General features: G+C 52.9%; 25 protein-coding genes. 3 read left to right on the forward strand and 22 right to left on the reverse strand.

Annotated features, from left to right (window positions below; genetic code table 11):
• Nucleotides 1-28: 28 nt before the first annotated feature.
• From C1Y41_RS18730 to C1Y41_RS18740, 3 genes are read right to left on the reverse strand one after another with little or no spacing between them, the layout of a single operon-like run.
• Nucleotides 29-733 carry a hypothetical protein gene (locus C1Y41_RS18730; RefSeq protein WP_104086079.1) on the reverse strand — a complete coding sequence of 235 codons (705 nt, stop codon included), beginning with the start codon at nucleotides 731-733 and terminating at the stop codon, nucleotides 29-31.
• A gap of 11 nt (nucleotides 734-744) precedes the next feature.
• Nucleotides 745-2,322 (reverse strand): phage tail protein, encoded by a 1,578-nt coding sequence (locus C1Y41_RS18735; protein WP_104086080.1) that lies wholly within the window; start codon nucleotides 2,320-2,322, stop codon nucleotides 745-747.
• A gap of 46 nt (nucleotides 2,323-2,368) precedes the next feature.
• Nucleotides 2,369-4,108, reverse strand: a complete 1,740-nt coding sequence (locus C1Y41_RS18740) for a capsid protein (protein WP_104086081.1) — start codon at nucleotides 4,106-4,108, stop codon at nucleotides 2,369-2,371.
• A 170-nt stretch (nucleotides 4,109-4,278) separates the two neighbouring features.
• On the opposite strand from C1Y41_RS18740, the gene C1Y41_RS18745 reads away from it, so the two are divergent.
• Entirely contained in the window at nucleotides 4,279-4,731 is a 453-nt protein-coding gene (locus C1Y41_RS18745; protein WP_104086082.1) for a hypothetical protein, read from the forward strand.
• A 52-nt stretch (nucleotides 4,732-4,783) separates the two neighbouring features.
• Here the strand turns inward: C1Y41_RS18745 and C1Y41_RS18750 are convergent, their stop codons facing one another.
• From C1Y41_RS18750 to C1Y41_RS18775, 6 genes are all read right to left on the reverse strand, one after another.
• Nucleotides 4,784-6,439 (reverse strand): hypothetical protein, encoded by a 1,656-nt coding sequence (locus C1Y41_RS18750; protein WP_104086083.1) that lies wholly within the window; start codon nucleotides 6,437-6,439, stop codon nucleotides 4,784-4,786.
• Nucleotides 6,440-6,685: 246 nt separating this feature from the next.
• On the reverse strand, nucleotides 6,686-7,210 hold the full coding sequence (locus C1Y41_RS18755) for a hypothetical protein (RefSeq protein WP_104086084.1): 525 nt from the start codon (nucleotides 7,208-7,210) through the stop codon (nucleotides 6,686-6,688).
• A 2-nt stretch (nucleotides 7,211-7,212) separates the two neighbouring features.
• Nucleotides 7,213-7,980, reverse strand: a complete 768-nt coding sequence (locus tag C1Y41_RS18760; RefSeq protein WP_104086085.1) for a hypothetical protein — start codon at nucleotides 7,978-7,980, stop codon at nucleotides 7,213-7,215.
• Entirely contained in the window at nucleotides 7,980-8,264 is a 285-nt protein-coding gene (locus C1Y41_RS18765) for a PAAR domain-containing protein (RefSeq protein ID WP_040113254.1), read from the reverse strand. Before C1Y41_RS18765 ends, C1Y41_RS18760 begins: the two co-directional genes overlap by 1 nt.
• A gap of 27 nt (nucleotides 8,265-8,291) precedes the next feature.
• The gene (locus C1Y41_RS18770; RefSeq protein ID WP_104086086.1) at nucleotides 8,292-8,489 is read right to left on the reverse strand and encodes a hypothetical protein; all 198 of its coding nucleotides are present in this window, start codon (nucleotides 8,487-8,489) and stop codon (nucleotides 8,292-8,294) included.
• Nucleotides 8,489-9,067, reverse strand: coding sequence for a hypothetical protein (locus C1Y41_RS18775; protein WP_104086087.1), 579 nt, complete (start codon nucleotides 9,065-9,067; stop codon nucleotides 8,489-8,491). Before C1Y41_RS18775 ends, C1Y41_RS18770 begins: the two co-directional genes overlap by 1 nt.
• A gap of 195 nt (nucleotides 9,068-9,262) precedes the next feature.
• Here C1Y41_RS18775 and C1Y41_RS18780 point away from each other — a divergent pair, with 195 nt between their 5' ends.
• A complete protein-coding gene (locus tag C1Y41_RS18780) occupies nucleotides 9,263-9,646 on the forward strand; it encodes a hypothetical protein (RefSeq protein ID WP_104086088.1) in 384 nt (127 codons plus the stop codon).
• A 52-nt stretch (nucleotides 9,647-9,698) separates the two neighbouring features.
• On the opposite strand, the gene C1Y41_RS19950 is transcribed toward C1Y41_RS18780, so the two are convergent.
• The 13 genes from C1Y41_RS19950 to C1Y41_RS18840 form a co-directional block, all read right to left on the reverse strand.
• The gene (locus C1Y41_RS19950) at nucleotides 9,699-10,001 is read right to left on the reverse strand and encodes a hypothetical protein (RefSeq protein ID WP_146065242.1); all 303 of its coding nucleotides are present in this window, start codon (nucleotides 9,999-10,001) and stop codon (nucleotides 9,699-9,701) included.
• Between the two features lie 9 nt (nucleotides 10,002-10,010).
• A complete protein-coding gene (locus C1Y41_RS18785; RefSeq protein ID WP_104086089.1) occupies nucleotides 10,011-10,547 on the reverse strand; it encodes a hypothetical protein in 537 nt (178 codons plus the stop codon).
• Between the two features lie 125 nt (nucleotides 10,548-10,672).
• Complete coding sequence (locus C1Y41_RS18790; protein ID WP_104086090.1) at nucleotides 10,673-13,075, reverse strand: Dam family site-specific DNA-(adenine-N6)-methyltransferase; 2,403 nt, start codon at nucleotides 13,073-13,075, stop codon at nucleotides 10,673-10,675.
• Nucleotides 13,072-13,980, reverse strand: a complete 909-nt coding sequence (gene rdgC, locus C1Y41_RS18795; protein WP_104086091.1) for a recombination-associated protein RdgC — start codon at nucleotides 13,978-13,980, stop codon at nucleotides 13,072-13,074. The genes C1Y41_RS18790 and rdgC overlap by 4 nt, the downstream gene beginning before the upstream one ends.
• 64 nt (nucleotides 13,981-14,044) lie before the next feature.
• Nucleotides 14,045-14,653: a baseplate protein gene (locus C1Y41_RS18800; RefSeq protein WP_104086092.1), complete on the reverse strand. Its 609-nt coding sequence runs from the start codon at nucleotides 14,651-14,653 to the stop codon at nucleotides 14,045-14,047.
• Entirely contained in the window at nucleotides 14,650-15,642 is a 993-nt protein-coding gene (locus C1Y41_RS18805) for a tail length tape measure protein (protein WP_104086093.1), read from the reverse strand. The genes C1Y41_RS18800 and C1Y41_RS18805 overlap by 4 nt, the downstream gene beginning before the upstream one ends.
• A gap of 3 nt (nucleotides 15,643-15,645) precedes the next feature.
• A complete protein-coding gene (locus C1Y41_RS18810; protein ID WP_104086094.1) occupies nucleotides 15,646-16,419 on the reverse strand; it encodes a baseplate in 774 nt (257 codons plus the stop codon).
• The gene (locus C1Y41_RS18815; RefSeq protein WP_104086095.1) at nucleotides 16,416-17,201 is read right to left on the reverse strand and encodes a phage tail protein; all 786 of its coding nucleotides are present in this window, start codon (nucleotides 17,199-17,201) and stop codon (nucleotides 16,416-16,418) included. The genes C1Y41_RS18810 and C1Y41_RS18815 overlap by 4 nt, the downstream gene beginning before the upstream one ends.
• Nucleotides 17,201-18,415: a phage tail protein gene (locus C1Y41_RS18820; protein ID WP_104086096.1), complete on the reverse strand. Its 1,215-nt coding sequence runs from the start codon at nucleotides 18,413-18,415 to the stop codon at nucleotides 17,201-17,203. The genes C1Y41_RS18815 and C1Y41_RS18820 overlap by 1 nt, the downstream gene beginning before the upstream one ends.
• On the reverse strand, nucleotides 18,408-18,740 hold the full coding sequence (locus tag C1Y41_RS18825; RefSeq protein WP_040113265.1) for a hypothetical protein: 333 nt from the start codon (nucleotides 18,738-18,740) through the stop codon (nucleotides 18,408-18,410). Before C1Y41_RS18825 ends, C1Y41_RS18820 begins: the two co-directional genes overlap by 8 nt.
• Entirely contained in the window at nucleotides 18,737-19,390 is a 654-nt protein-coding gene (locus tag C1Y41_RS18830) for a maturation control protein (protein WP_104086097.1), read from the reverse strand. Before C1Y41_RS18830 ends, C1Y41_RS18825 begins: the two co-directional genes overlap by 4 nt.
• 176 nt (nucleotides 19,391-19,566) lie before the next feature.
• Complete coding sequence (locus tag C1Y41_RS18835; RefSeq protein WP_104086098.1) at nucleotides 19,567-20,355, reverse strand: hypothetical protein; 789 nt, start codon at nucleotides 20,353-20,355, stop codon at nucleotides 19,567-19,569.
• 60 nt (nucleotides 20,356-20,415) lie between these two features.
• A complete protein-coding gene (locus tag C1Y41_RS18840) occupies nucleotides 20,416-21,024 on the reverse strand; it encodes a Ref family recombination enhancement nuclease (protein WP_369826843.1) in 609 nt (202 codons plus the stop codon).
• A 591-nt stretch (nucleotides 21,025-21,615) separates the two neighbouring features.
• Here C1Y41_RS18840 and C1Y41_RS18845 point away from each other — a divergent pair.
• Complete coding sequence (locus C1Y41_RS18845) at nucleotides 21,616-22,497, forward strand: RepB family plasmid replication initiator protein (protein WP_104086100.1); 882 nt, start codon at nucleotides 21,616-21,618, stop codon at nucleotides 22,495-22,497.
• Nucleotides 22,498-23,211 lie beyond the last annotated feature (714 nt).

Here is a 23,211-nt window from a genome sequence, read left to right on the forward strand (position 1 = left end):
GCCGCCGGCGTTAACCGGCGGCTATCCCTTACAGACCGCGCTTTTTGCGCAGCTTCATCGACTTCTTACGGTGCGCATTCGCCATTGAGCTATGCGCCTTCATGCGGGCTTTTTTGAGCGCCTGCTTCTGCAGAGACGTCATGCGGCGCTTTTTCGGACGCTTACGGATAAGCGTTACCACGCCATCGCGCACGGCTTTGAACGTGGCTGACTCAAGCATGGCTTCGCCACCTTTGCCGCCGGCAACGGTGTAGTCAGCAATGGCTTCGTCGTCGTCGCTCAGGCCGGAAAGCGCCTCGAAAACGCTCTCAGCGGCGCTGTCGTCGTCGTCGTCGATCATGCTGGTGACGTCATCCTGATCCGCACCCAGGGCAACGGCGGCGTTGGCCAGCTGGCCCAGCGCGTCGTTAAACTGATCCACCTGGTCATCAGTCAGATCGTCGTCCTCTGCAATGCCATCCAGACCGGCCAGCACCAGCGCCAGCGCTTCAAAGCTATCAGCGTCGGCTTCACCGTCGGCAATCCAGCCCGCCAGCAGTGACGCGGCAACAGAGCGGGCATCCTCACCGGCGCGGCGCTCCACGGCTTCAAACATCGCAATGACGCGCGACTCTGCCGCGTTGCCGTCATTGACGCCTTCCGCCATAAAGTCCGGTTTAGCGGGCTCTGCTGCCGGCGCGGCAAACGCCGCGCCCAGGAGGCCATTAGACTTGTGGTTAAAAATGTTGTTCATAATTTCCTCTGTTAGCGGAGCAGGGTTGGCTTACCGACGATGCGGCGTGAAGAACCGGTAGGGCAGACAGACCAGGTGGCTTCCCACAGGTCGATATCTTTCTGCACAACGGCGATGACAAACGGCTCGGTACCCTGCGTGGCGTCACGCGGCTTAACCAGCGCCTCCGCGGCAACGAAGCGCTCCAGAACGTCTTTCAGGCCATCAGTGAGGCCTTTGAAGGTGATACCGTCCGGCTCATGCTTAAGCGCTTCCGCCACGTCGTAAAAACTGCGCGCGATCGCATTCATCAGTGAACTGATGTGCTGCAGGCGCAGGTAGTTGTTTTTAGCGAAGGTGGTCAGGGAATCATCAATGTACATATTCCCGTTCTTATCCAGGCTGACCGGGTTAATACGCGCATTCACAAAGGCTTCGCGGTCGATTTCATCCAGGCCTGGAATCGGCTTGATGTTCTGGCGTCCGATAATGGCGCGTGACACGCCTGCCGGCGCGTAGTGCCAGCCGCCGACGTCAGAGACCAGCGCAACGCCTTTCGCTTTCGCCACAAACGCATCGCAGGAGATCCCCCAGCTGACGTTAGTGCCGGTAAATGCATCGCGTGCGGTGTACGGCCAGTAGTAACGCGCCGCCTGATGCGAACCGCCGAAACTATGGCTCTGCGCTTCGGCAATAGCGGCGGCTGACAGCTGCGCCCCGTGGATGTCGTAAAACATATCGGTACGGGTATCTTCGGCCAGCTTCACCAGCGCGGCGAGGATAGTGGGGTCATAGCAGCCCAGTGACAGCACTGCGGTCCAGGTAAACATTGATTTGCGCAGCACGGTCAGCGCTTTGGTGTAATCCGCCGTTGCGATAGCAGACAGATCGCCGTCGGTACCGCCGCTGAACTGCATATCATCGAAGCCTTCGGTGATCTGCAGCATCTGCGTTTCAACGTCGTCAGCCACAACAGCGCGCAGGCGGGTAGAGCCGTTTTCCAGCGCGGTCGGCAGAAACGCCGGTGATCCCATGTCGCTGGTGGCGTCCGGATTAAAGGAGATCTGGTGTGACTCCAGCTGCGTTTCACCGCCAGCCGCATCAACCTGCTTCAGCGTCAGGATGTAGAAGCCCGGAGCGGTTTTATCCGCCTCCATGCTTAGCGTGCGGTCTGCAGAGGCGTCGCCATCCTCGATGTAAATCATGGCCGCAGCGCCAGCCGCCAGAACCGGGTCGGTTCCCGGCGCGAAGTTGGTGGCAACCACGCTCAGCTCCTGCATGGTGGTATCAGCAGTCAGGGTCAGAGCAGGGATCTTCATTCCCGGCGCTGGCACGCGTACCACATAACCGTCGCCGCCATTTACCGCCGTTGCAACGTGGCGCAGAGGTTCAAAGGCCGCGCCACTGCGCGGGTGAATCGCCGCGCCCAGCACCGCCTGAAAATTGTCAGCCGTAACGCGCAGCACGGAGCCGATTTTACCGCGGCGGGAAATGACCAGGCCTGCAAAGACGGACGCGCCGCCGGATGTAACCGAAGTCGTTGCGTCAGCATTGACTTCGCTTATGCCGACGCCAGCCGCCTGGCCTACTGCAAAAGGAATCTTATTCATGTGATATTTCCATGAAATGCCCCCTTAACGGGGGCGTTAAAGGGGATTAGCTGGCAGTACCGGTGGTGGCAGTTTCAGGTGCGGTTTCACCCTGAATTTTCTTGCCGGTCAGCATGTCGTACGCGCCTTCTTTCGCATTGGTCAGCGTCAGCTTGGCGAAGTAGTTCTCACCATTGCGCGGGTGCAGCTCGTTGAGGGAAGAACCCCAAAGCGTGGTGCGGTTGACCAGAGACGGGTTGGTTTCATGGACATACGGGATTGCCGGAACGGCGTCACCGGCGATCAGGCCAGCATCACCGATGGACTCGCCGCGGCCATAAAACAGAATGTCCTCTTTGCTCAGCGCCACGCCGTTGGCCACGAACTGATCGCAGATAGCGGTCGGCACTTCGTAGATCGGGTAGATGCCAAACAGGGTGCCGATGCGCTGAATGTACGGCGACTGGACGAAGTTTGGATCGGCCTGGAACACGTTAGCCGGAAGGCTTTTCAGGAAGTTTGCCGCCTCGCCACCCGCAAAGCCGCCACGGATGCCCGCCTTACGGGTACGGTTCACCATGTCAGTGCTCAGCTGCGTAACAGCGTGCTTCAGCAGCGTTACCCATGATTCGTAGGTCTGGCCTTCCGGCAGCGCTACGTCAAACTCACGACCGTAAACGGTGTGGAATGCCATAGTGCGCAGACGCATCATGTCCTGCTCATGGCTCAGCCAGTTACGCATTGCAGTGAACTGCGTGGACGACAGGCTGATGCCAAATTCACGACTCAGATCGGACGCGGCCATCACGGTGTGCTCGGACGCAATAACGAACTGCGACGGCTTAATGGTGAACTCACGCATGGACTGGTTGATAACCGGGATCAGGCCTGGCGCTTTTTCAACGTTGATCTCGACCTGCGCGGCCAGCTCAGTACCTTTAGCCGGCGCGTCGGTAAAGGTTACAACGATGGTGCCTTTGTCGTAATCGACTTTACAGGTAGCCTGGAACTGGTTGCCTTTAACGTCTTTGTCGGAGAAAAACAGGTTGCCGTCAGTATCATCGACTTTACTCGGACGACGGTTGATCAGCAGCTTGGTGCGGCCAGCACGGATCGGCATATCCGCGTTCTCAATCGCCTTAATGCTGAAGGTGAAGGTTTTCTTGGTGCCGTCCGGCTGCGCTGCAGCAGGGAACAGGTACAGGCGTTTCATCTGCGAGTAAACCGCCGCAGACTGCATATGCATTTCATCGCCCTGCTGGAAGGTGCCAAAGCTGGTACCGGCCACGTTCATCAGCTCGTAAATCTTCGCTTCGTCGCGCTCGCACGGGACAAAGGTACATGCATCGCTGGTGGCAGCGCCCAGCACCGCAGGCAGGATCAGCGCGGCAAACTGCGCCTGACGCATTACGCCGTCAGAAGTGCGCATATCAGCAGCCACGGACTCAAACATCGCTTTGCCGTTGCCTTCATGCTTTTCAGCTGCTGATTCAACCATCAGGTTTTCAAGCGCGCGGCTGGCGTTCGCCAGCTGATCGGCTGGTGGGTAATGACCGTTACGCTCTTTGTACTCGATCATGCTTGACGCCCACGCGGTGCCTACCAGACGGCAAAACTTCGGGTCAACGCCTTCAAACATCGGATCACGGCCAGCTGCCACGCCAATACTGACGGACATATCGTGGCGGTCAGAAATCATTGAGCCATCTGCGTTGCGCTGAGCGTCAACGGTGAAAGCCATAACGCGCGATGCACGCTGCATAACGTCCTGCTCGCGCAGGCGAGCCGGGGCAATATCTTTACTCACAAGTAGACCCTTTTTTCAGGGCGCGGCTGCGAGGGAACTTTTGACGAGGGTGAATTTAAGCGGTTTGTAATTTGCGTAGATCGACATGCAAGAGAATTATTTAAATTCTAAGGAAAATTTTAGACGAATGGTGTAGATTGCGCGAATGAATTTGACCACTGGTAAACCTCATGGCTTATAAGCTCTACTTTCAATACGCAAACGGCTCCAGATCACATACGCTTTCGACCGGCAGCCGGCGCGATGCTCAGCAGCACCTTGATTACCTTCTGAGTGAGACAGAACCCCGCTCACTGGCTCAGCAAATCATCATCATGTATGGCGCAGAGATCATCATGGAAGTCAGCCCGACATTAGGGGATGACGAGATCCGCGCACTTCCTCGCTGGCGCAAAGCCGGTAACACGCAGCAGATGCATAACCCGGTTACGGCGTCTATTTACATGCCGAGTGCGGCGCGTGATTTTCTGCTGCTGACGGGTGAGGGCAATCTGGCAGCAGGCATGCGTAAAATCATGCTGGAAGTAGGCGGAGCGGAAATAGCGTCAGCGTACATGGTGGACATAGCGGGTAATTCTGAAAACTACAGCGCAGCCAGTGAATTGAAAGTCTGGATAAAATAAAATACCCACACACTAATAATATTAAGCCGCTATGTCAGCGGCTTTTATGCTATTAGGATGCAGTATTAGGGATGACTATATCAAAATCCTCAGGTGAAAAACCAAACACTTGAATAAATGCATTCTTAGCCCAACCCTCTAATTCTTTGCTGCTGTGTTCTTTAGTAAGCCATCCGAAATTATATTTGAAATCCCCTGCCTCTAAAATCCATTGCTGGCATAGGTTAAAGAGTGCCATATAAATATAAAAATCCCCAGCCGTGTTCGATAGGTTTTTTTCATCAATACCGGGCAGCTTACTTGGGCCAATATCCATGTTTACATTTTCTTTGAATAATGCTTGGTGTTTTAAATATAGATGACTGTGGATTTTCTCCATCCTTCCCCCAGCAACGTAAGCACCAGGCCAGCAGAAAAATTCTGGGTTACTTAATTTATCACCATTAAAGCTAAGAAATCTTGCAAAAAGCAACCTCACCAGCAAATTACCATTTTCAAAAGAAAATTTTTCATTTTGCTGCATTAATTCAATCAAACCTTCCTCGTTTTCACGCCAAGCCTCTAGCTCGCAAAGATATGTAATTGGAGCAATAACGCCAATGGCCTTGCATAGCAAAGTGGATATAACAAAATATTTTTTCGGTGCATAATCGTCAATTATATATTTAAATTCAGGGTATTGGTTTTTCACTACTGCGCAAAGATGAATGAATCTTATCCCCGGATCTGTATGCTCGATAAAATTTTCAAAACGCTCTACAACAAATGGAAAGCCCTCAGCTGGGTTTATCGCAACATCAATGAGCAATAAATAAAGTGCAACCAATGGGCTATCAATACTCTTAGGATATTCCTCTTCAACAATCTTTAAAAAAACATCAAATGCAGAAATGTAAATACCGTGAAGCATTCCCGCTTGTTTAAATTGATACCAATCGAGTTGCTTGTCAGAAGTTATATGTAAATAAAGCAACTGGTTAAATCTGGCCTGACCTTCATATAAATCGGATAGGCCTACAGGGGGAATGCCTATAGACTCGCCGCGATAAAAACCGCTTACTTTTTTATCAGCTAATTCTTTAAATCTTTCTCCCCATTCATCTACGTTTGGAAGGAAGGAAAAATCGTTATCGAACGTCGATGAAAGAACACGGATAGCACAATCATAAGCTATACTGTAAGAGTGACCAATTGATTCAAAGTACTTATCATTGCAAACTTCAGATATATAGCTAGGCCTTTTCATTCTTATTTTGTAGTAATTTATATCATGATAATTGTTCATTATCTGATTTATAACCATAGATTCAGGGCTGTTGGAATTACTTTTTCTAAGGTTATTATCACTATAAAAGCTAATTGGCTTCTTTTTACCAATTAAATTGACGTATTCTTTAAGTAGATTTATGTTGGCTATAGTTTGCGCTGGCGTGCTTAGGCTCATAATTAACCCTGATGTAGAGCCTACAAACTGCCACCAATGCAACGTTTCATGAAAAAGTGTAGATAAAGCTTGATGAATTTCACCTGACATCAGATCATCTGTTTTTCCTTCTTCAACCTTATTGATTATGTCATGAACTTCGGGATGCAATCTTAATACATAAATAATATGGTTATAGAGTCCCTTGACCGTGCTTTCAGATTCTATAGGAGCTTGAGCATCGTCAAGTTCTGAGTCATTAAGTAATGAAGGGTTAAGTTGCATATGATCATCCTTGTGCATAATGAAATTTTTTTCACTTTATCCATAAAAGATGACTAACTAAAGTGCTAGAAATGTAAAATAACAAAGTCGCTCACAGACCTCACCACTTACAAAGTCCGTAAGCGACTTAATTATAGGTATACGTTATGGTTAGATATTAGGCCGTTTCGCCGGTTGCATTCATCGACTGAAGCCAGTATTCCTGCCACGTAAGCGGGTAGCATGTCGGTGAATCCGGGAATGTTTTCATCCACCTGGCACGGCTGATAGGCCAGCGCCTTTTGAGGCGGCAGCTCCACCAGCTTTGTGACCGTCACGACTTCGGGAATTAACGGCGCGGGCTTTGTCCCGGAGCATGCGAATAACGCTGGCAGGCAAAGCAGTATGATTAACGCCGGCAAGCAGTATCGCCCGGTTAATTTCATCAATTTCATTCTGACTATCCTCTTTAAGTTTCTGCAGATCCTGCTCAAGCTGCGCCTGTTTCTGCGCGTAGTCCTGGCGTTCTTTTTCCCGTTTCTCCAGCGCCTGCTGCAGCGTCTGCAGCTGCGCCTGCTGCTCAGAGAGCGAGGTTTTAAGCGTGCTGTTATTACCGGTCAGCGTTTTGTTGTTCGCAGTAAGCGTGCTGTTTGCCGCCTCCAGCTGCGCAACGTGCGCAAAGTGATTCGTGACAATCACATATCCCTTATGGCCTGCGGTCAGCAGCACGACGCAGAGCGCCACGGCTACCGCACGCTTGAGCCAGCCGGTCAGGGTGATTTGACTGAACATAGTTACTCCTCGTTGAGCGCAGCCAGAACGGCCGCGGGCATAATGGCGCTGACGGCCTGACCCATAACCGGATCGCCGCTCAGGCCGGACGTAAGCGCGATGGCCACCGCATCCGACATGGCTTTTTTTGCCGTGCTGGTGGACGCGCTGACCTGATCCGCCAGGCGGGAAAGTGCAGACGTACTGGCGGGAAGGGGCAACAGCAGCACATCGAGCGCGCTGGTAGCCTCGCTCAGCGCGGCTGTTTCCTCTTCGGTAAACGCCAACGCGGTTGCGGCACTTCCCGTTGCGCCCGGTGCTGCAGCAGCGCCTGCTTTCGCGTTAATTTCCCCCATTGCTCCGGAGAGCGCGGATAGCGATACGGCCTGCAGCAGATCGCCCACTGCGCCTGTAACGGCTTCATCCACCATTGCGGACACCAGCGCGAACGCCGGGGCTGGAGAGAGGCGATTCCCCTTTACGTGACACTCCCATCCGGTTTTCAGCTGCAGCAGCTCAGAAGGGCTGCTGAAGGGCTTAACCGCTGCCACGAATCCGGCAGCAGCGCCTGCTGCAGCGTCCAGGCTCGCCGCATAGCCTGACAGCTTCCCGGTATACCCGGAGACCTCCGCCGGATAGGTGACGTCCGGCAACAGCAGCGCCCTGACGGATGCGGCCAGCTGCTCAGCGCGCGCCTGCGCCCCTTCGCACACCACAACCGGCGCTGGCGTAACCATGCCGGAGGCGGAGAGGGCAGCAAACGCGTTGATCTGTTTGTCGTTGTAGAGCATTACTTAACCTCAAACCCGGCTTCGCCCGTGGCGACCACTGATCCGCACGAAACCGGATCGTTGACGCACACAATGCCTTTGCCGTTGATGGTGAACCACGGACGACCCGTAACCGCCGTGCCGTTGTGAGTACTGCTGCCGTCGGTGTGATCCGGAAACAGCTTGCCGTCCACCAGCACGGGCTTGCCGTTGATGGTGAGCCCCGCATCAGCCTCAGCGGTCTGACGCGAGGGGAAGCCATCGTGTCCGGAACAAACCGAGTCCAGCGTGCCAGCGGCAGGCATCAGCCCGCCCCGGCGCCGGAGCGCGTTTTATTCGTCATCAGGTATCAGCTCCAGATCCCCGCGGGTGTAGTTAAGCGGGCAGGTATAGTACGGGTGTTTCAGCACGTAGCGCTGCCCGTTCTCCAGCCAGTCCACCCGGTCAACTACGCACACTTCACCGTTAAAAAGGTTGCCGCGTATGCGCACGCGGGAGCCTTTGCGGATCGGCTTCTCAGCTACGTCCATCAGGATTCCAGCAGCTCGTAAAAGTCATCAGGGATATCGCTGAACGACATGAACATACCCAGCCAGACGGCGCGGCTTGCGTCGGTGATATAGCGCGACATTTTGACGGTAGACAGCACGTTGCTGACCCATTTGGTCTGCGTGCGCTGGTCAAGCGGTGACATTTCATCCCACTTATCCGTTGCCATTTCGCGTGCCAGGTTAAGGGCGTACATGGTGGCCCACATTACCGGCATCAGCTCGACGGTTTCCGGCTCGTCCGGCAGCTCTGCCTGCGCTTCCAGATAGAACTCATACGCGACCTGGCAGACGTAGGTTGGCGTCAGCATGTAGCGCGATTCCGGGCGCATGGCCATCAGGCGCACGCGGGTATCTTCTGCCGTGGCGTTTGCCATGATCTGCTCAATCATGATGTTGCGTGTGGCGCGCTGCGACGGGGTAAAGCGCCAGTAAGGCGTTTCCAGCAGCACGCGAGTTTCAGGGGAGTAGTTATATTCGTACTGGAACTGCGGATCTTCGCGCAGCGCCATGCTCAGGTTGTGGAAAAGCTCAAATGCGGTGGGCTTACGGTTACTCATAATTCACTCAATGGTGTTAAAGGAAGCGGCACCTTAACCAGTTTGTAATTTGTTGAGAGCACCCGGCGCTGATACTTTGGGTTACTTAATATCTAAATTTTTATAAAAAAATTATAGAAGTTTTTGACACTTTTCCCGTATAGTCTGGCCTGCGGGTAGGTAGTGCCTGCGCATAAGAAAAATAAGGATCATCAGATGAAAACCATTTTTGGAAACGTTGTCCCGGCAAATGGGTTGCCTATCGACAAAACCGTGCTGGCGTCGTCCGGCAAATCCGGCGTGCAGCTGCTGGACTGCGGCGAAGAGTTTCAGGGGCGTTATGAGGTAGTTTCTAAGGGCGTGCTGGTGGCCTGCACCGACAATTACGCGAAAGCGAGTGATTATTACTTTAAAGAGAGCGCACGCATCAGCGCTGAAAGCCAGGCCAGCTATAACGCTAAAGTCAGAGAGGCAGAGTCAGCAGGGCTGAGCGGGTATCGCGTGCAGGACTATGCCAATGACCGCATAACGCTTGATGACGCACTGGCGCAGCAAAACACACCGCACGGTATCCCGGTAGAATTGCTGTCAGCCAGTTAAATAAATCAGAGTAAAAAATTATTAATCAAGAAGATGAATTGAATATTTATTTTTAGAAATTAGTAATGCGAGCCATTAAACAGTCTCTATTTTGTATGGCGAATAAGACAGGAACTGCAATGATTGCGGCAGCAGTTATCGCTATACCAATTGTAAAAGCTGCAGCCGTAATTGTAGTTCCTGCAACAATTGCATCTAGTGCTATCAATCCCCACGTCGCTGTAACACCAATTCCTATATGAGAATAAGCATCGTATGGCACTTCAACACTGCAAGCAAATGCATGTTTTTGATAGCTTACTAACAATGCCATCGACATAGCTGATAAAACAAAGGTTCTTCTGGATAAGTCCATATGAGCACCTTACTTAATCTGAGTAAGCACTGGGGTTGCAGAGACGTTATAGAAATTTTTTAATGCAATGGATGTAACAATGCCTGAAAGCGCAGCTTTCTCAGGGGAGTAACCAGAATAAGCCTGCTGTAGCGGCACAGATGACAGATATTTATCAATAACCTTATGTATACCATCCATGCTAAGTCCGTTCTTATCATAAAATTCTTTAAATATTTGGGCTACCAAAACCATTCGATATTCTGCCTTTAGCTTAAATATCCTTGTCCATACATTAAGGTCAGGGTCGTGCCTCAGCATGTTAGCTAGCAATATTGATTCGCCACTTTTTATTCTGGGAACTATTTCTTCAATGAACTGGTTGGCTGAATCACCACATGAAGTACTGAAAATGAAAATTTTGCTGTTGTTAGATATTTTTCCGATTGGGAATGAACTCATAAGCTGAGTCTCAGCCCCCCCAAAAACATGATTTTTGGCTGGCTCAATGGATTGGATTTTAACGTCGCTGATCTTGAGAAGTTTGGGTCGGGCTGACAGGTCCATTTATAGTTACTCACAGTTAGTAACATAAATTCAATGTAGCGTAGATGGATGGAGGAATGCCACTTTTTTTTTGTGGGTATCATCCCAAAGTTTGAATGCCCCGCATAAGGCGGGGTCTTTTCGTTTCAGAGCACGGCAATTATGTCGTCTGCCGTTTTGCGCGTATCGCCCTTACAGGACACGGATCGGCGTGCGGCCAGCGGCATGATCCTGAAGCCGTTACGCGTGTACAAATCTACGACTGACGGCGCGCTGCTGTTGGTAATGACTACCTTAGCGCCGCGCTTGCGCGCTGCCACCAGGCCCTCCACCAGCCGCGTCTGATGCTCAAACGTAAAGGCGTTGCCGCTGTATGCGGTAAAGCCGCTTTCGTCCGGCATCGGCTCATAAGGCGGATCGCAGAAAACCACATCACCTTCGCCCGCCTGGCCGATCACATCCTCAAACCCGGCGCAGACAAAAGTCATTTCTTTCTGCAGGCCAGCGAAGTGCTGCAGTTCATCCAGCGGAAAGTAGTTTGTCCCTGCCTTTTTGTTCCAGCCCACGTTAAACAGGCCTTTCAGGTTATACCGGCACAGCCCGTTAAAGCAGGTGCGCATCAGCGCCAGGAACAGCGCCGCATGCCGCACCGCGTGCGCCTGGCGTCCGTTAAATTCATCGCGTATGGCCACATAGGCTTCGTTAGTGAGACAGCCCTTTTCCAGCTGGTGAGCCGTATTAATCACGGCGTCCGGGTTGCCCTGCAGTTGATTGAAAAGGTTAATCAGATCCGGGTTGATATCCCCCAGCAGGTTGCGCTTAAAGCCTGCGTTGATGAATACGGTACCGCTGCCAACAAATGGCTCAATCAGGCGCTTCCCGGCTGGCATTACCGCCAGTATTTCATCAAGCACGGAGTGTTTGCCGCCCGCCCATTTCAGGAACGAACGCGGGTATTTATCCTCTGCAACCTTTCGCGCCGGCGCGCGTTTTTTCTTTGCTGCCGGCAGAGCGGGGAGGTCCACAGGCCGGGTCTCTGCTACGCTGGCCACCAGCATGATCTGATTAGCAATGCGATCGCCAATCCAGCGCATGACCGGTACCGCCATAGAGTTACCAATCGCTTTATAACGCGGACCATCAGCCGCCAGGCGGTGCGCTTCTTCTTCCGGCATGTCAGGGTGCGTCAGGCGCAGGTAAGCCAGTTCATCAGCAGCAAGCGCGTTGCGCTTCTTTTCCGGTATCAGTGTCCAGCCATCCGGGAAGCCCTGCAGGCGTTCACATTCTTTGGGCGTCAGGCGCCGGACTTCGCAGCGGGTGACAATAGAGGGATAGCCCTGTCCGGGCTTTCCGCCGCCGGCCGACAGTGCGCCCGTTATCTGTCCGTCGCCGTTGACCAGGCGGACTTCACCACGGGTGTTTTCAGGAAATGCTGCGTGCTCCCCACAGCGGGCAATACATGGTGCTGCATCACCTTTGCCCGTTTCGCCAGATTCAGCGTTAAGCGTGTGGCACAGTTCGCCCGTAGCGCTCTGTACTGCGAACGTCTCAACGTCAAAGTCATTACGCTGCCCTTTAGCCGTCAGGCATGCTGCCACATCCAGCGCACCAGAACAGTTGCCGCCGCCAAACGCAACAGGTTCAGCAACGAGCCCGGCGCCACGTTGGCTGAAAACTTCCTGATTGCTGGTGCCTATTCCGCCTGTATTAAATGACTGGTACAGGGTTGGGTGAGGGTTGCCCGCGTCGTCCCAATGGCTACTGACTTTAACGCCAGCTGCAAAAGTGTCGGGAGCTGCCTTCCCCGGTTTTCTGCACGGCGGAGAATCCCGGCGCAGGCCGTCGAACTCAAGAAGTATTTCTGCGGGATCAACATCGTTTCGAGCACTTGCGACAACGAAGATACGACGGCGGCGTTGGGCCACTCCGAAGAATTGGGCATCAAGGAGCCGCCAGGCAAGCTGCCGCTGCGGTCCGTAAATACAACCAGACTTCGGCCATTTCGCCAAATGCTCACCGGCGCTGCTTCCTTTTTCGGGGTCTTTCTTCCATCGCCAGAACTCGTTACTTTTGCCGCGCTCAGGTCTTGGGCCTGGTTCAAATGCTTCATTTTCGCCAGCTATTCCGGCAAGGAAGAATCCAAAGGCGTTGTCAGGTGTGCTGAGACTTCCTGGCACGTTTTCCCACAGGTGGACGGCAGGCTGCTCGCCGTTTTCAATTCGTTTTTCATCAATGGCGTTCGCTAAATCTACATAAGAAAGGGAGAGCTGACCGCGCGGGTCGTCAAGGCTTTTACGGAGCCCGGCGATAGAAAACGCCTGGCAGGGGGTACCGCCAACCATGACGGCCGGCGCCGGAATAGAACCGGCGCGAACGCCGGCCGCAATCTTTGTCATGTCGCCCAGGTTCGGCACGTCCGGGTAACGGTGAGCCAGCACGGCTGCAGGAAACTTTTCTATCTCAGCAAACCATGCGGCTGTCCATCCCAGCCCGTCCCAGGCCACGCTGGCCGCTTCAATGCCGGAACAGATAGAGCCGTAAGTGATCATCGTTTTGCCTCACCGCCCAGTGCATCCACCAGCCCGGAGAAGAAAGCAGAAAACTCGGACGTGAACAGCATAAAATCAGCCAGCATGCGTGCGCGCTGATCCTCACGGTCAATATCATCGTTCTGCTCAGTGAGCATGTCGGCATACTTAATGCCCTTAATGCTCAAATCGTCCGCCACACGGCAGAAAATGCGATTCTGCCAGTCAAGGCTCAGGTGCGTGACTACTTTCCCTGCCTCAATATGCGCGCGCACTTCATCGCTGATTAGATCCTGCTTCTTACAGCGGATTTTGCCGCCTTCTTCCAGAATCGCCGCGAGCTCGGCCTCGTCGCCCAGCAAAAAGCCCGCCGGCAGGTCGCCGGAGCGCAGCCATTCAGTCAGCGTGAGCTCGACAGGCTCCTCAGCCATCAGCGGCACAACCGGCAGCGAGCCGATAGTTTTGCGCAGCATGGCGAGCATATCCTCTGCCGCTTTAGCGCTGGCTGCGTCAACGTAGATGCGGCTGTTCACGCTGTCGATCCAGATATAAGCCTGCGTGCGGCGGGTAAAGGCGCGCGGCAGCAGCGTGTAAAGGGCTTCATCCTTCAGGGAAACGCGTTCACTGCGACGCACCTTGCGCGCCTCTTCCTGCTCAATTTTCGCCACGCGGTCAGCCACAAACTCGTTAAGCGTGGCGGCGGGCATGATTTTGCTTTCGGTCTGACAGCACAGGAGGTACTGACCGTTTTCAGCCAGCAGCAATTCCTCTGAGGTAACGCTGATCCAGCCTGATTTCGCCATGTCCTGCGCGGCACAGGGAGTAAACGCCATCGCCTGCAGCTGCTGCGCCAGTTCTTCCGCGTCCAACGGAATTTCCCGGTTCAGGCCGTAGACCATGACGTTTTTGAAGAAGGGAGATTTCATGCAGAAAAGCCTCAATGCGGATATTAATCACATTCTAAGGATTTTCTTAGATTACGCATAATAATTACTGACTGAACTCAAACTGAGGCGCTGTAGCGCTGAAAGTATCGCCTGAATCAAACACGGTTTTCCCGCCTGCTTTGACCTTCACATTGCCGCCCACGTCGATAACCAGATCACCCGGCCCCAGAATATAAATCTGCCCGCTTTCGTTCATGCCTATGCGTGAACTGCTGGCCGTGTTGGTAATTTCATACCCGCCACCAGCGGACCGGATTTCCAGCAGATTATTGCGGTGGGAGACAAAATCATCCGTTGCGCTCAGGGCAGGGCGCGCCGGTGCGCCGTCAACGGCTGGTGGCTCGTAGGCGCTGCCCTGTCCGGAGGCTTCAGGTGCCACGCTTGGCACGCCACCTGGCGCTGATTGTGCCGCACCGGTGATAAGCGGCCGGCGCGTGTCCGGGCGCCCGCGCGCGTCGGTATACGGGAACTCTACCCACACTTCATCCCCCGTTTTGCAGGGAACAAACGCGTTGCCTATCGGCAGCTGGTATTCAGCCCAGGGCAGTGTTTCTGCTTCGACGTCCGCCCACTGCGGCGTCAGGCGGATCTGCGCGCGCATGTGTCCTGCCGGGTCTTTGGTGGCCGTGATTACGGCGCGTTGCTTACTCACTGGTTGGGTACTCCTAAAATCATGCGCGTGGTGTAGCCAATGCGATCCTCATGGTGAATGGCCGCTGCAACGATAAAGTTTTTCGGCAGCGTTTCGTCCGTCTGGTTTTCCGGGTCATAGCGGTGGATCTGTACGCCTATCACCATGCCAGCGGTAATGTCCGCGTTGCCGCTGACCTCGATATCCAGCTTTGGAATAAGCACGCGCCCCATGTTGGTGAGCGTGGCCACGTCGGCATCAGAGATATATTTAACCGGCTTGGATTTATCGCCCACGGCAATGTAGCCGTCAGTCATGGAGTAACCCACAAACTGATAATCAGCGCTGCTTGTGGCGGCGGCGTCCTGGTTGATATGGCTCAGTTTGCTTATCGTGTATTCCGCTTTCGGGTTATTGGCTTCATAGACAACCGCCGGTTTCGTGCCAATGAGTTTGCCTATCTCCTTCATGCAGAACATGCCGCGGGCGCACCACACCAGCGCGCCATGATCTTCTGCCATCTGGCGCAGAACGCCGGACGGCTTCTCGCTCATATTCAGGTGATAGGTCATCGCTTTTTTGAATGCGTCAGCCTCGATCGTCAGTGTGCCGGCAAACTCTTTCATGACGTCGCCAGGCTGACGATCGGCGTACAGGCGCACGCGGGCTGAGGGCGTTTTCAGTCGCTTCAGGTCGGCTGACACGGCGATAATGCGCACCACGTCGCCGCTGGCCGGCGCGGACGTAACGAAAAACGTCTCACGGTACGCGCCGCGCTTCCCGGTCGGGTCGCCCAGCTCCGCCACCAGCGTTGCGCCGTAGCGGGCGCCCATTTCGTCCATCAGTTTGCCTTCCGGATCGTGCGCCTCCAGCACCAGCAGCGGGGCAGTGAGGGCGGTTTTCTCAATGTAGAGCGCCGACGTTATCCAGCTGCGCGGCAGTTCTTTGTCATTGATGATCACCGACTGCAGGAAGTACTGCATGGGCTTGTTCTTCTGCTCTGCTGCCATCCGTTATGCCCCCGCCGGCGCAAGCTGCGTGTCGTGGCGCACGCTGCGCGCGGTGACTTCGTATGCGGTCAGCACGTCCACCATGACGATCATCGACGTCTGGCAGGCGTAAATGCGCTCCTGCGAGAACGGCGGCGACATATCGCTGAACATGATCGATTTGGCGTCCTGAATGCTGCAGTTGAGCTCAACAGGCCAGCCAGCCAGCTTGTCATGCGCCATAAAGCGGGTGGAAAGGCGGGAGCGGAAGTTAGCGGCCAGCGTATTGCACATCAGCGACAGCGTATCTTTGTCGCTGGCAATCAGCGTGATGGTGTAGTTCAGCGAGGCCTGCGCGGCTTCGATCTCCGCCAGCGGCTCATCATCCTGCGCAGACGCGATCACATCGGCGTAGTTGCGGCGGTCAATCTCATGATCGTTGTTGTCGTAGGTGATATCGAACCCGCGGGAGAGGTTGATAACCGGCAGCGCGTCGCGGTTGAGGTTCGGCATATCTTCCTGCTTTACGCTGTGGCGTCCGGCGCCCGCCTGGCGGACGGCGCGCAGGAACTCCAGCACATCATCAAACTTGCCGACGAATACCCGATCCTCCGGTTTGCGTGCCAGGAAGGCGGCGTAGCGCGCTTCATGCGGGCGCGGTGCGACAATGACAGCGCCGCGGAACACATCATTCAGCGCCTTTGCAATGGCGGCATCAGCAGCGGTAAAGCCCGTACTCTGCATCTGGCCGGTGCGCGTGGTTTCCCATTCACGGGTGCGGGCGAGTAATTGTTTCATTCGATACGTCCGTTGCTGGTGGTGTCAAAGTTGCGGGCGGGAATGCAGTAGTAGAGCGATCCGACGTTCTGCGTGCCGAAGCCGTAAATGCGGTGGACGTACCACCAGCGGCGCGCCAGGGTGCCGCTGGCCATCTCTTCGTTCCACTCAAGAATTGAGCCAACCGGCACGCCTTCTGCAGCAATGCGCAGGATCAGCACGTCATCGGTTAAACCGTCCTGCTCGTCGCCGGCATCGAGCACCTGAAAGCTCTCGCGCTCGTCCGGGCAGTCCAGCACCGTGACAATGGCCGGATCGGCATCCTGATAGCTCAGCGTGCGCTGGTTGTTGTTCAGTTCGGTAAACACGGGTTGTTCAAAGCCGGTTTCGTCGTCCACCTCGCCCACGTCGCGCATATCCGGCAGGTACAGCAGCGCCTGAAACGCGCTGTAGTCGCTCTCAATTGCCTTAACCCAGTCGCGGCGGACCATGTTGTTAAAGGGGGCGTGACCTTTAAAGCGGGGCTTAATCGCCGTGCTCTGCTCGCGTGCGGCCAAAGAGTCCGGCAGCGGGGCGCTCAGCGGGTCATAATTTTCACTGCTGCTGCCGTCAGGGTCATCAGCACCGCCAGTGGCAACGCCATCGGGTGAGGCGGCGGCGGATTCGCCAGACGCTTCCAGATCGGTTGCAGCGCTGCTGCTGTCCGGCACATCTTCTGCAGGCGCGGGCTGCTCTGTTTCACTGCGGGTTTCCTCGCTGGTGGAAGGGGGCGTGTCATTAAGAAATTCGTCGTAGCGTCCCATTACTGATTACCTGCTTTTGTCTGGTTCTTTGCGTAGTCGATAAACATTTTTTCCGCCTGCGCGCGCGGCGTGCCGCTCAGCACCAGGGCATCAATGAACGTCTGGCGCTGGATCTTCGCCTGGTCGGCCAGCTGCTGACGCAGCAGCGCGTTTTTCGCCTTTTCGTCCGCCAGCTGCGCCTGCTTTTTCGCCGCGCGGGCGCGCTCCGTGGCAGTAACCTTTTTGGCGCGGGTCAGCTGGCCGCGCAGCTTATCGATCCGGCCATCGTCGTTGTTCAGCCGCTTCGCCAGCGCGCCCATGCGCTTCTGGTATTTCTCATGCTCGCGCTTTACGGCGGCGGCGTTGGTCTGCGAGTTACGGTTGCGGTTGAACTTCGCCTTATCGGCGTCGGTGAAGTGCTCAGTGGTTTTACGCGGATCATCGCCGTAAGCGTTGTTGCCGGCGCTTTTGAGCATCGCCTGGCCGATCCGCACCTGCCATGAGGCGGACTGCAGGCGTGTGAAGGCGTGAATGACGTGCTTACAGGCCACGCCTTTCAGGTTCGGGTTTTTCTCTTTTGGGTAGGCGTACTCTTTTGGCGGGGCAAGGGCGAAGTTGCCCGCTGTGGCAATGTAGCGGTACCAGTACTGGTGACGGCCACAATCGCAATCAAAAGAGACGCGGCCAGCGCAGAGTCGCTTAGCAATTTTGGCGCTGTCTTTGCCATCCGTGACCTCCTCGATCAGCTGATCCCACTCCTCAAAGCGGAACTTCACGCGGTGATGTTTATCAACCGATACGGCGGACGCCTCCACGCTTACCGTGAGCACGTTGTGTTTGAGCGTGGTGGGCGTGGCGCGCTTAATACCGGAACCGTCGTCCACGCGGTTATTGGCGCGCTTAATGTCGATCTGCTGACTGCCTGCCACCAGCTGCGCATACGTGATCCCCGCAACAGCCGCATTAAACTGCTGGCGTGCGCCGGCGCGGTTTTTCTCAAACCCTTTAAGATCCTCTCTGGTGTAGAAGGTGCCGGACTTCTTTTTGCCCAGGGCAATAATGTCGTCGAGCGCCTTGTTCTTCAGGGTGAGAGGGCTAAGCGTGCGGTGCGCAATGCGGCGCGAACGCCGGCGGTCTTTGTCTATCTGGTCGAACACGCGGGAGAACTCTTTCGAGGAGAGCCCGGCGGTGTCATAGCGCCCGGATTCGGTGCGGGCAAACGGAGTATCAGCCACTGATTAACTCCGGCTTGCCGCCCGCGTATTCGCGCATGCGGTTACGCAGCCATGCCATATCCGGCAGGGAAAGCGTCTGGCCGGCGGGCAGCGGCTCCATCTCTGACTCAATCCCGCACAGCAGCCGGAAGATCCAGCGCAAATCCGCGTTGCCCTCATAGGCGCGGTATGCCGCCAGGTCAGCGCGGAATATCTCGTCGAGACGGATGGTGTAGTCCTGATTCTCTTCGTGAAAAGAGGCGGAACGCTTTATAACTTCCTGGTGAAAGAGGCTGCGCAGCACCACATCCTCAATAGAGCGATCGTCGAGGCGGTTATAACTCACAGAATCCGCTCCTCGTCGCTGATGCGCATCCCGGCCAGCGTCTCCGGCACAGCCTCAGCGGCTTTGATTTTCTCGTAGCCGATAAGGCGCTTAAACGCGTCCATGACGGACGGCTTTTCATCTGCTGCAGCGGCGCTCATGGCGTTAACGTAGTCCGCTGACGCCACGTTGTTGTAGCCCACGGCAAAGCAGCACAGGATGGTGAGCACATGCTCCGGGCGTATATCACGCCAGTTGATGCGGTACACCTCCTCGCCGCTGGCGTTGTACTCCACCTCCACGATGGAATCGGGGATCTCGAAAGCACCTTTGTTTTCTTTTGGCAGCGCGAGATTTTCCTGCAGCATGAGCTCGTTGTAACGCTCAATACCGATCAGCACCGCCGCGCGGCCATCGCTGCCTTTTGCTTTGAGAGAAACATGATTGCCGCCCACGACGCCGGCCACTTTGCCCGTGGCTTCATCCACCAGCACCTTAAAGCCCTGCGCGCGCAGCGTTTCAATGTAGGGCGTGAGTTTGGCTACCTGCGCCCGCATGCCCTTTGGCAGCGGCTGCGGCTTTGACATGACCAGCGTATGATCTTCGTAAATGGCGGTGATCGCCATTGGCTGACTGGTTGAGAGACTGATTACTGCGATTTTCTGTTTCACGTCTGTACCCCTGAAAAGGCGAAAGGCCGCATATAGCGGCCTCTCTGGCTTTTAACGTTCCCAACCGCGCGTTGCAGATTAGGTAAGTTGTCAAAAATTCCATCAGGGAACCGCTAACAGCTTGGGGCGACTTTAAGCGGTTTGTAATTTGTGATGTTAGGTGTCAAACATTTTTTTTAAACATTTTGCTTAGTTAGCACACTTTCGATGTAACCATTTGTAAATGAAACATACATCCCTATGTTGTCAATGGCTACATTCATTATATGAGGTGTTATTTCATTATCCTCGCCATTAATTTTTTTCCCATTTCGGTGCGCAATATCATGCCTTAATCTCATAAAACGATGAACATCTTGCTTTAAACTGCCCGGCATCTCTGGAAATTTTTCACCTAAAATAATTGAGTAAATTAAATTAACTTTAGGCAAGTTGTGGTAAAGGATTTTTGATAAAAAATCTAAAATTGCAGCATCAATAATAGCTAAAGGGTCGCGATCAAATAAATCGTTAACTTTTATTTTAAGGTCTTTCAATTCATCAATGGACTCCATCGCGTTTCTTTTAAAAACATCGTTAGACAATGTAACCGACTTCAACATTTCGCTTAAACACGATTCCATTAGAGTAACAGCATACGAGAATCTCATTTTATGATAAAGTATTTCATCTTCAACGTTATGCCTCAGATCGGTAAGTTTAAGCATTTGCACTCTAAACTGCTCATAAGCTTCAGTATGTGGATGACGCCTAGACCATGTAACTTCACTTTGAAGTTTATCCCAAATAAATTCATCAACCAGCTGATCAAACAGAACACCTCTGTCTTTCATGTCGAAAATAGTTTTATCATATTCTTCAGCAAGTAAATTCCATTCAGGTGAGTCTTTTCGGATACCCTTACCGGATTTAGTCTCTATCCAAATTTTTTTAACTTCATCTAGAAATTCAGCTTTAGCATCCATACTCTACCAACCTCATAATTTTATAATCAATATTGCAATCTTATTTGAATCTAAAAAATTTTATAGCGGCATAAGATGAAAAATGTCAGCTATTTTATATGCTTTTTCCATGAGTTGTCTTTCACTTCCATTCAAACCAACGAAATTTGTTTTACCGCCTGTTTTCCCATCCGCGTGTACCGGCACCAGCCAGGGGAACTCTGCGCGAATGTGTGCCGGCGCGGCAAGCTGGTGATGATAGTCGCAAAGGGGGATCTGCAGCAGGTGTGCGCCAGGTTTGGTGCGACCGTCAATGTGATGCAGGCTGATTAGCGGTGATTCCTTTCCGTGCTGAAGGCAGGCAATGCAGGGCAGTTTGCCTAACGCATCCATAACCACGCGCTCTGCTGCCGTGGGCGTGCGCCCTTTAAGTCCTTTTCCTGACGCGCCGGCGCGCGTTTGCCGCTTTGCTGCTATCCGTGCAGGCTTTTTCTCTTTCATGCGCTCAAAGGCGCTTACAGTGCGTTTTGCTGCTTTGGCTTTTTGCTCTGCTTTCCACTCCGGCGAATTCCGGCGCTCTATCTGCTTGGCGAGCATCCTGTTGGCGCTGGCCTGCTGTTTATCATACTGCTGCTGGCGGTACTCCGGATCGGCCTGCTTGGCTGCTTGTTTTTCGCGCTGGCGCTGCAACATTCTGGCCTGTTTTTCCCGTGCTGCCTGATACTGTGACGCTTCCATGTGTGACCTAATCTAAAATTTTCCTTAGATTTTTGATCACTTAAATGATGTTGTAAAGCGTTATGGAATTATCCAGTGGGAGATTTAAGATTTCTGCGGGCAGGCTACCAGAGTGCTTGTACGTCGCTTACAGCTGCGATCTGCGGTTCATGTGTTCCACGGGGAATATGGTAAAGAAAACGCTGCAGAACATCGCTGAGGCGGTGATACACGCGATTGGTAGTGAGATGTGAGAGCGGCATAGGGTGCTGGAGTGTGGATAACTGTTTAGCCTCATGAGTTATCCACTTATCCACTGAATAGATCCTAAAAATAGATCATTAGTAGATCAAAGATAGATCAAAGAAGATCACCGCCGTTATAAGGCAATGATTTTAAATATAAAAACAGCTTTTTGCGTTAGTCTATTCATGGTAAATGTTAGTCTATTCATGGTAAACGTTAGTCTATTCATGGCAAATGTTAGTCTATTCATGGTAGGTTGTTAGTCTATTCATGGTAGCGAACCATATTACTCACATTTCACAGTGGCAGAATGATATCATGCAAAAAGATAATGAAATCATAACTATATCTGATGCTCTATGTGTTGAAGGTGGCGATAATGGGGAAAGTTATACTCTTACGCCAACGGATAACAAAACAGTTCAGCCTATTGCTCTCATGCGCTTAGGGATTTTCGTTCCTGGTTCCAAAAGGTTGCCTTCGCGTGGGTATGTGTCTGTCGATGCTACTCAAGAATTGGGCACTTTAGAGCTTGCCAAATCAGAGGGTTATACGGATATTTCTATCCGTGGAAGCCGTCTCGATATGAGCACGGATTTTAAAACATGGATCGGCGTTATTCGTGCGTTCTCAAAGCATGGCAAAAGTAGCAACCGAATTACCCTGCCTTTCACCGAATTTGCCAAGTTAACCGGCATAGCTGTTGACGATATAAATCAGCGTTCGAGAGACAGATTCTTTGATTCTCTGGTGCGCCTGTCCTCTTTAGTGGTTTCTTTCAAAAATAAAGACGGAAGTAAGGTTACGATCACACACCTGCTTCAATACGCTACCTATGACATAAAGAGTGACACCATTAGTTTGGAAGGTGACTCGCGCCTATGGGAGCTTTATAGCTATGATCACAAGGTTTTGTTGCAGCTTAAAGCTATTCAGGCATTACCTCGAAAAGAGTCAGCACAAGCGTTATATGTCTACATCGAAAGCATGCCAAACAGTGCATTACAGCTGTCGTTACCGAGGCTACGTGAACGTCTCAATCTAAGATCCAGCCTTAGTGCGCAGAACCTTGCAGTACGAAATGCTATGAAAGAGCTGGAGAAGATTGGGTATTTGACATACAGCGAAGTGAAAAAAAACGGGACGGTATTTTTCCTGATTCACTCACGCAAACCAGGCTTAAGACCTCAATTGAATTGAGTGTTAGTCTGTTCATGGCAACTGCGGTGTAGCTCACTGCAACGTTAGTCTATTCATGGTAATGAGTGTTATTTACTCACAATGTATAAACAACCGGCGGTTTAGACTAACGCCACCATGAATAGACTAATAGCTGGTTCAAAAATAGCCGCTTTACCATGCACAGACTAACAAATTTACCACTTCTAAGCCCTGAGCCTTCCAGTGGTACCGGTAGTAATCACGAAAACATTAGTCTATTCATGGTAAAAGCTGGCTAACACATACATATCGTTAGTCTATTCATGGAGAAATCGGCACTAATTCCTGAAATTGAGTGCTTTGTATACTGATTGTCATGGTTTGCCATGAACAGACTAACAGTTGCCATGAACAGACTAACGCTGCCATGAATAGACTAACGATGTTTGCAAGCATGGTAGCCACCAGCTATCTGACGGAAAATGTATATAAACATGCCGAGCGTGTTTGCAAACATGATGGACGCTGATCATGCACGGTACATCGCCCCGGTGTAGGTCGGCTTTCACTCACGCCAGCATGTTTATAAACACTTTTCAGCCTGGCACTCGATCCCATCATGTTTATAAACACTGTTAGTCTATTCATGGCAACGGCTGACGCCTGCCATGAAACCAGCAACACGGCAGCGATTGGCCGTTTAGGTGTGAGGGCAATTTCTACACTTCCCACAATCGGCCCTGCCGCTGGTGG

Origin of the sequence: Pantoea sp. ICBG 1758, from assembly GCF_002928325.1 — a bacterium.
GTDB classification, from domain to species: Bacteria; Pseudomonadota; Gammaproteobacteria; order Enterobacterales; family Enterobacteriaceae; genus Pantoea; species Pantoea eucrina.

Excerpts from the sequence above, each read along its gene's own strand:
- C1Y41_RS18730 (WP_104086079.1), bottom strand. The coding sequence starts at position 733 with ATGAACAACATTTTTAACCACAAGTCTAATGGCCTCCTGGGCGCGGCG.
- C1Y41_RS18735 (WP_104086080.1), bottom strand. The coding sequence starts at position 2,322 with ATGAATAAGATTCCTTTTGCAGTAGGCCAGGCGGCTGGCGTCGGCATA.
- C1Y41_RS18745 (WP_104086082.1), top strand. The coding sequence starts at position 4,279 with ATGGCTTATAAGCTCTACTTTCAATACGCAAACGGCTCCAGATCACAT.
- C1Y41_RS18750 (WP_104086083.1), bottom strand. The coding sequence starts at position 6,439 with ATGCAACTTAACCCTTCATTACTTAATGACTCAGAACTTGACGATGCT.
- C1Y41_RS18755 (WP_104086084.1), bottom strand. The coding sequence starts at position 7,210 with ATGTTCAGTCAAATCACCCTGACCGGCTGGCTCAAGCGTGCGGTAGCC.
- C1Y41_RS18760 (WP_104086085.1), bottom strand. The coding sequence starts at position 7,980 with ATGCTCTACAACGACAAACAGATCAACGCGTTTGCTGCCCTCTCCGCC.
- C1Y41_RS18765 (WP_040113254.1), bottom strand. The coding sequence starts at position 8,264 with ATGCCTGCCGCTGGCACGCTGGACTCGGTTTGTTCCGGACACGATGGC.
- C1Y41_RS18770 (WP_104086086.1), bottom strand. The coding sequence starts at position 8,489 with ATGGACGTAGCTGAGAAGCCGATCCGCAAAGGCTCCCGCGTGCGCATA.
- C1Y41_RS18775 (WP_104086087.1), bottom strand. The coding sequence starts at position 9,067 with ATGAGTAACCGTAAGCCCACCGCATTTGAGCTTTTCCACAACCTGAGC.
- C1Y41_RS18780 (WP_104086088.1), top strand. The coding sequence starts at position 9,263 with ATGAAAACCATTTTTGGAAACGTTGTCCCGGCAAATGGGTTGCCTATC.
- C1Y41_RS19950 (WP_146065242.1), bottom strand. The coding sequence starts at position 10,001 with ATGGACTTATCCAGAAGAACCTTTGTTTTATCAGCTATGTCGATGGCA.
- C1Y41_RS18785 (WP_104086089.1), bottom strand. The coding sequence starts at position 10,547 with ATGGACCTGTCAGCCCGACCCAAACTTCTCAAGATCAGCGACGTTAAA.
- C1Y41_RS18790 (WP_104086090.1), bottom strand. The coding sequence starts at position 13,075 with ATGATCACTTACGGCTCTATCTGTTCCGGCATTGAAGCGGCCAGCGTG.
- rdgC (WP_104086091.1), bottom strand. The coding sequence starts at position 13,980 with ATGAAATCTCCCTTCTTCAAAAACGTCATGGTCTACGGCCTGAACCGG.
- C1Y41_RS18805 (WP_104086093.1), bottom strand. The coding sequence starts at position 15,642 with ATGGCAGCAGAGCAGAAGAACAAGCCCATGCAGTACTTCCTGCAGTCG.
- C1Y41_RS18810 (WP_104086094.1), bottom strand. The coding sequence starts at position 16,419 with ATGAAACAATTACTCGCCCGCACCCGTGAATGGGAAACCACGCGCACC.
- C1Y41_RS18815 (WP_104086095.1), bottom strand. The coding sequence starts at position 17,201 with ATGGGACGCTACGACGAATTTCTTAATGACACGCCCCCTTCCACCAGC.
- C1Y41_RS18835 (WP_104086098.1), bottom strand. The coding sequence starts at position 20,355 with ATGGATGCTAAAGCTGAATTTCTAGATGAAGTTAAAAAAATTTGGATA.
- C1Y41_RS18845 (WP_104086100.1), top strand. The coding sequence starts at position 21,616 with ATGCAAAAAGATAATGAAATCATAACTATATCTGATGCTCTATGTGTT.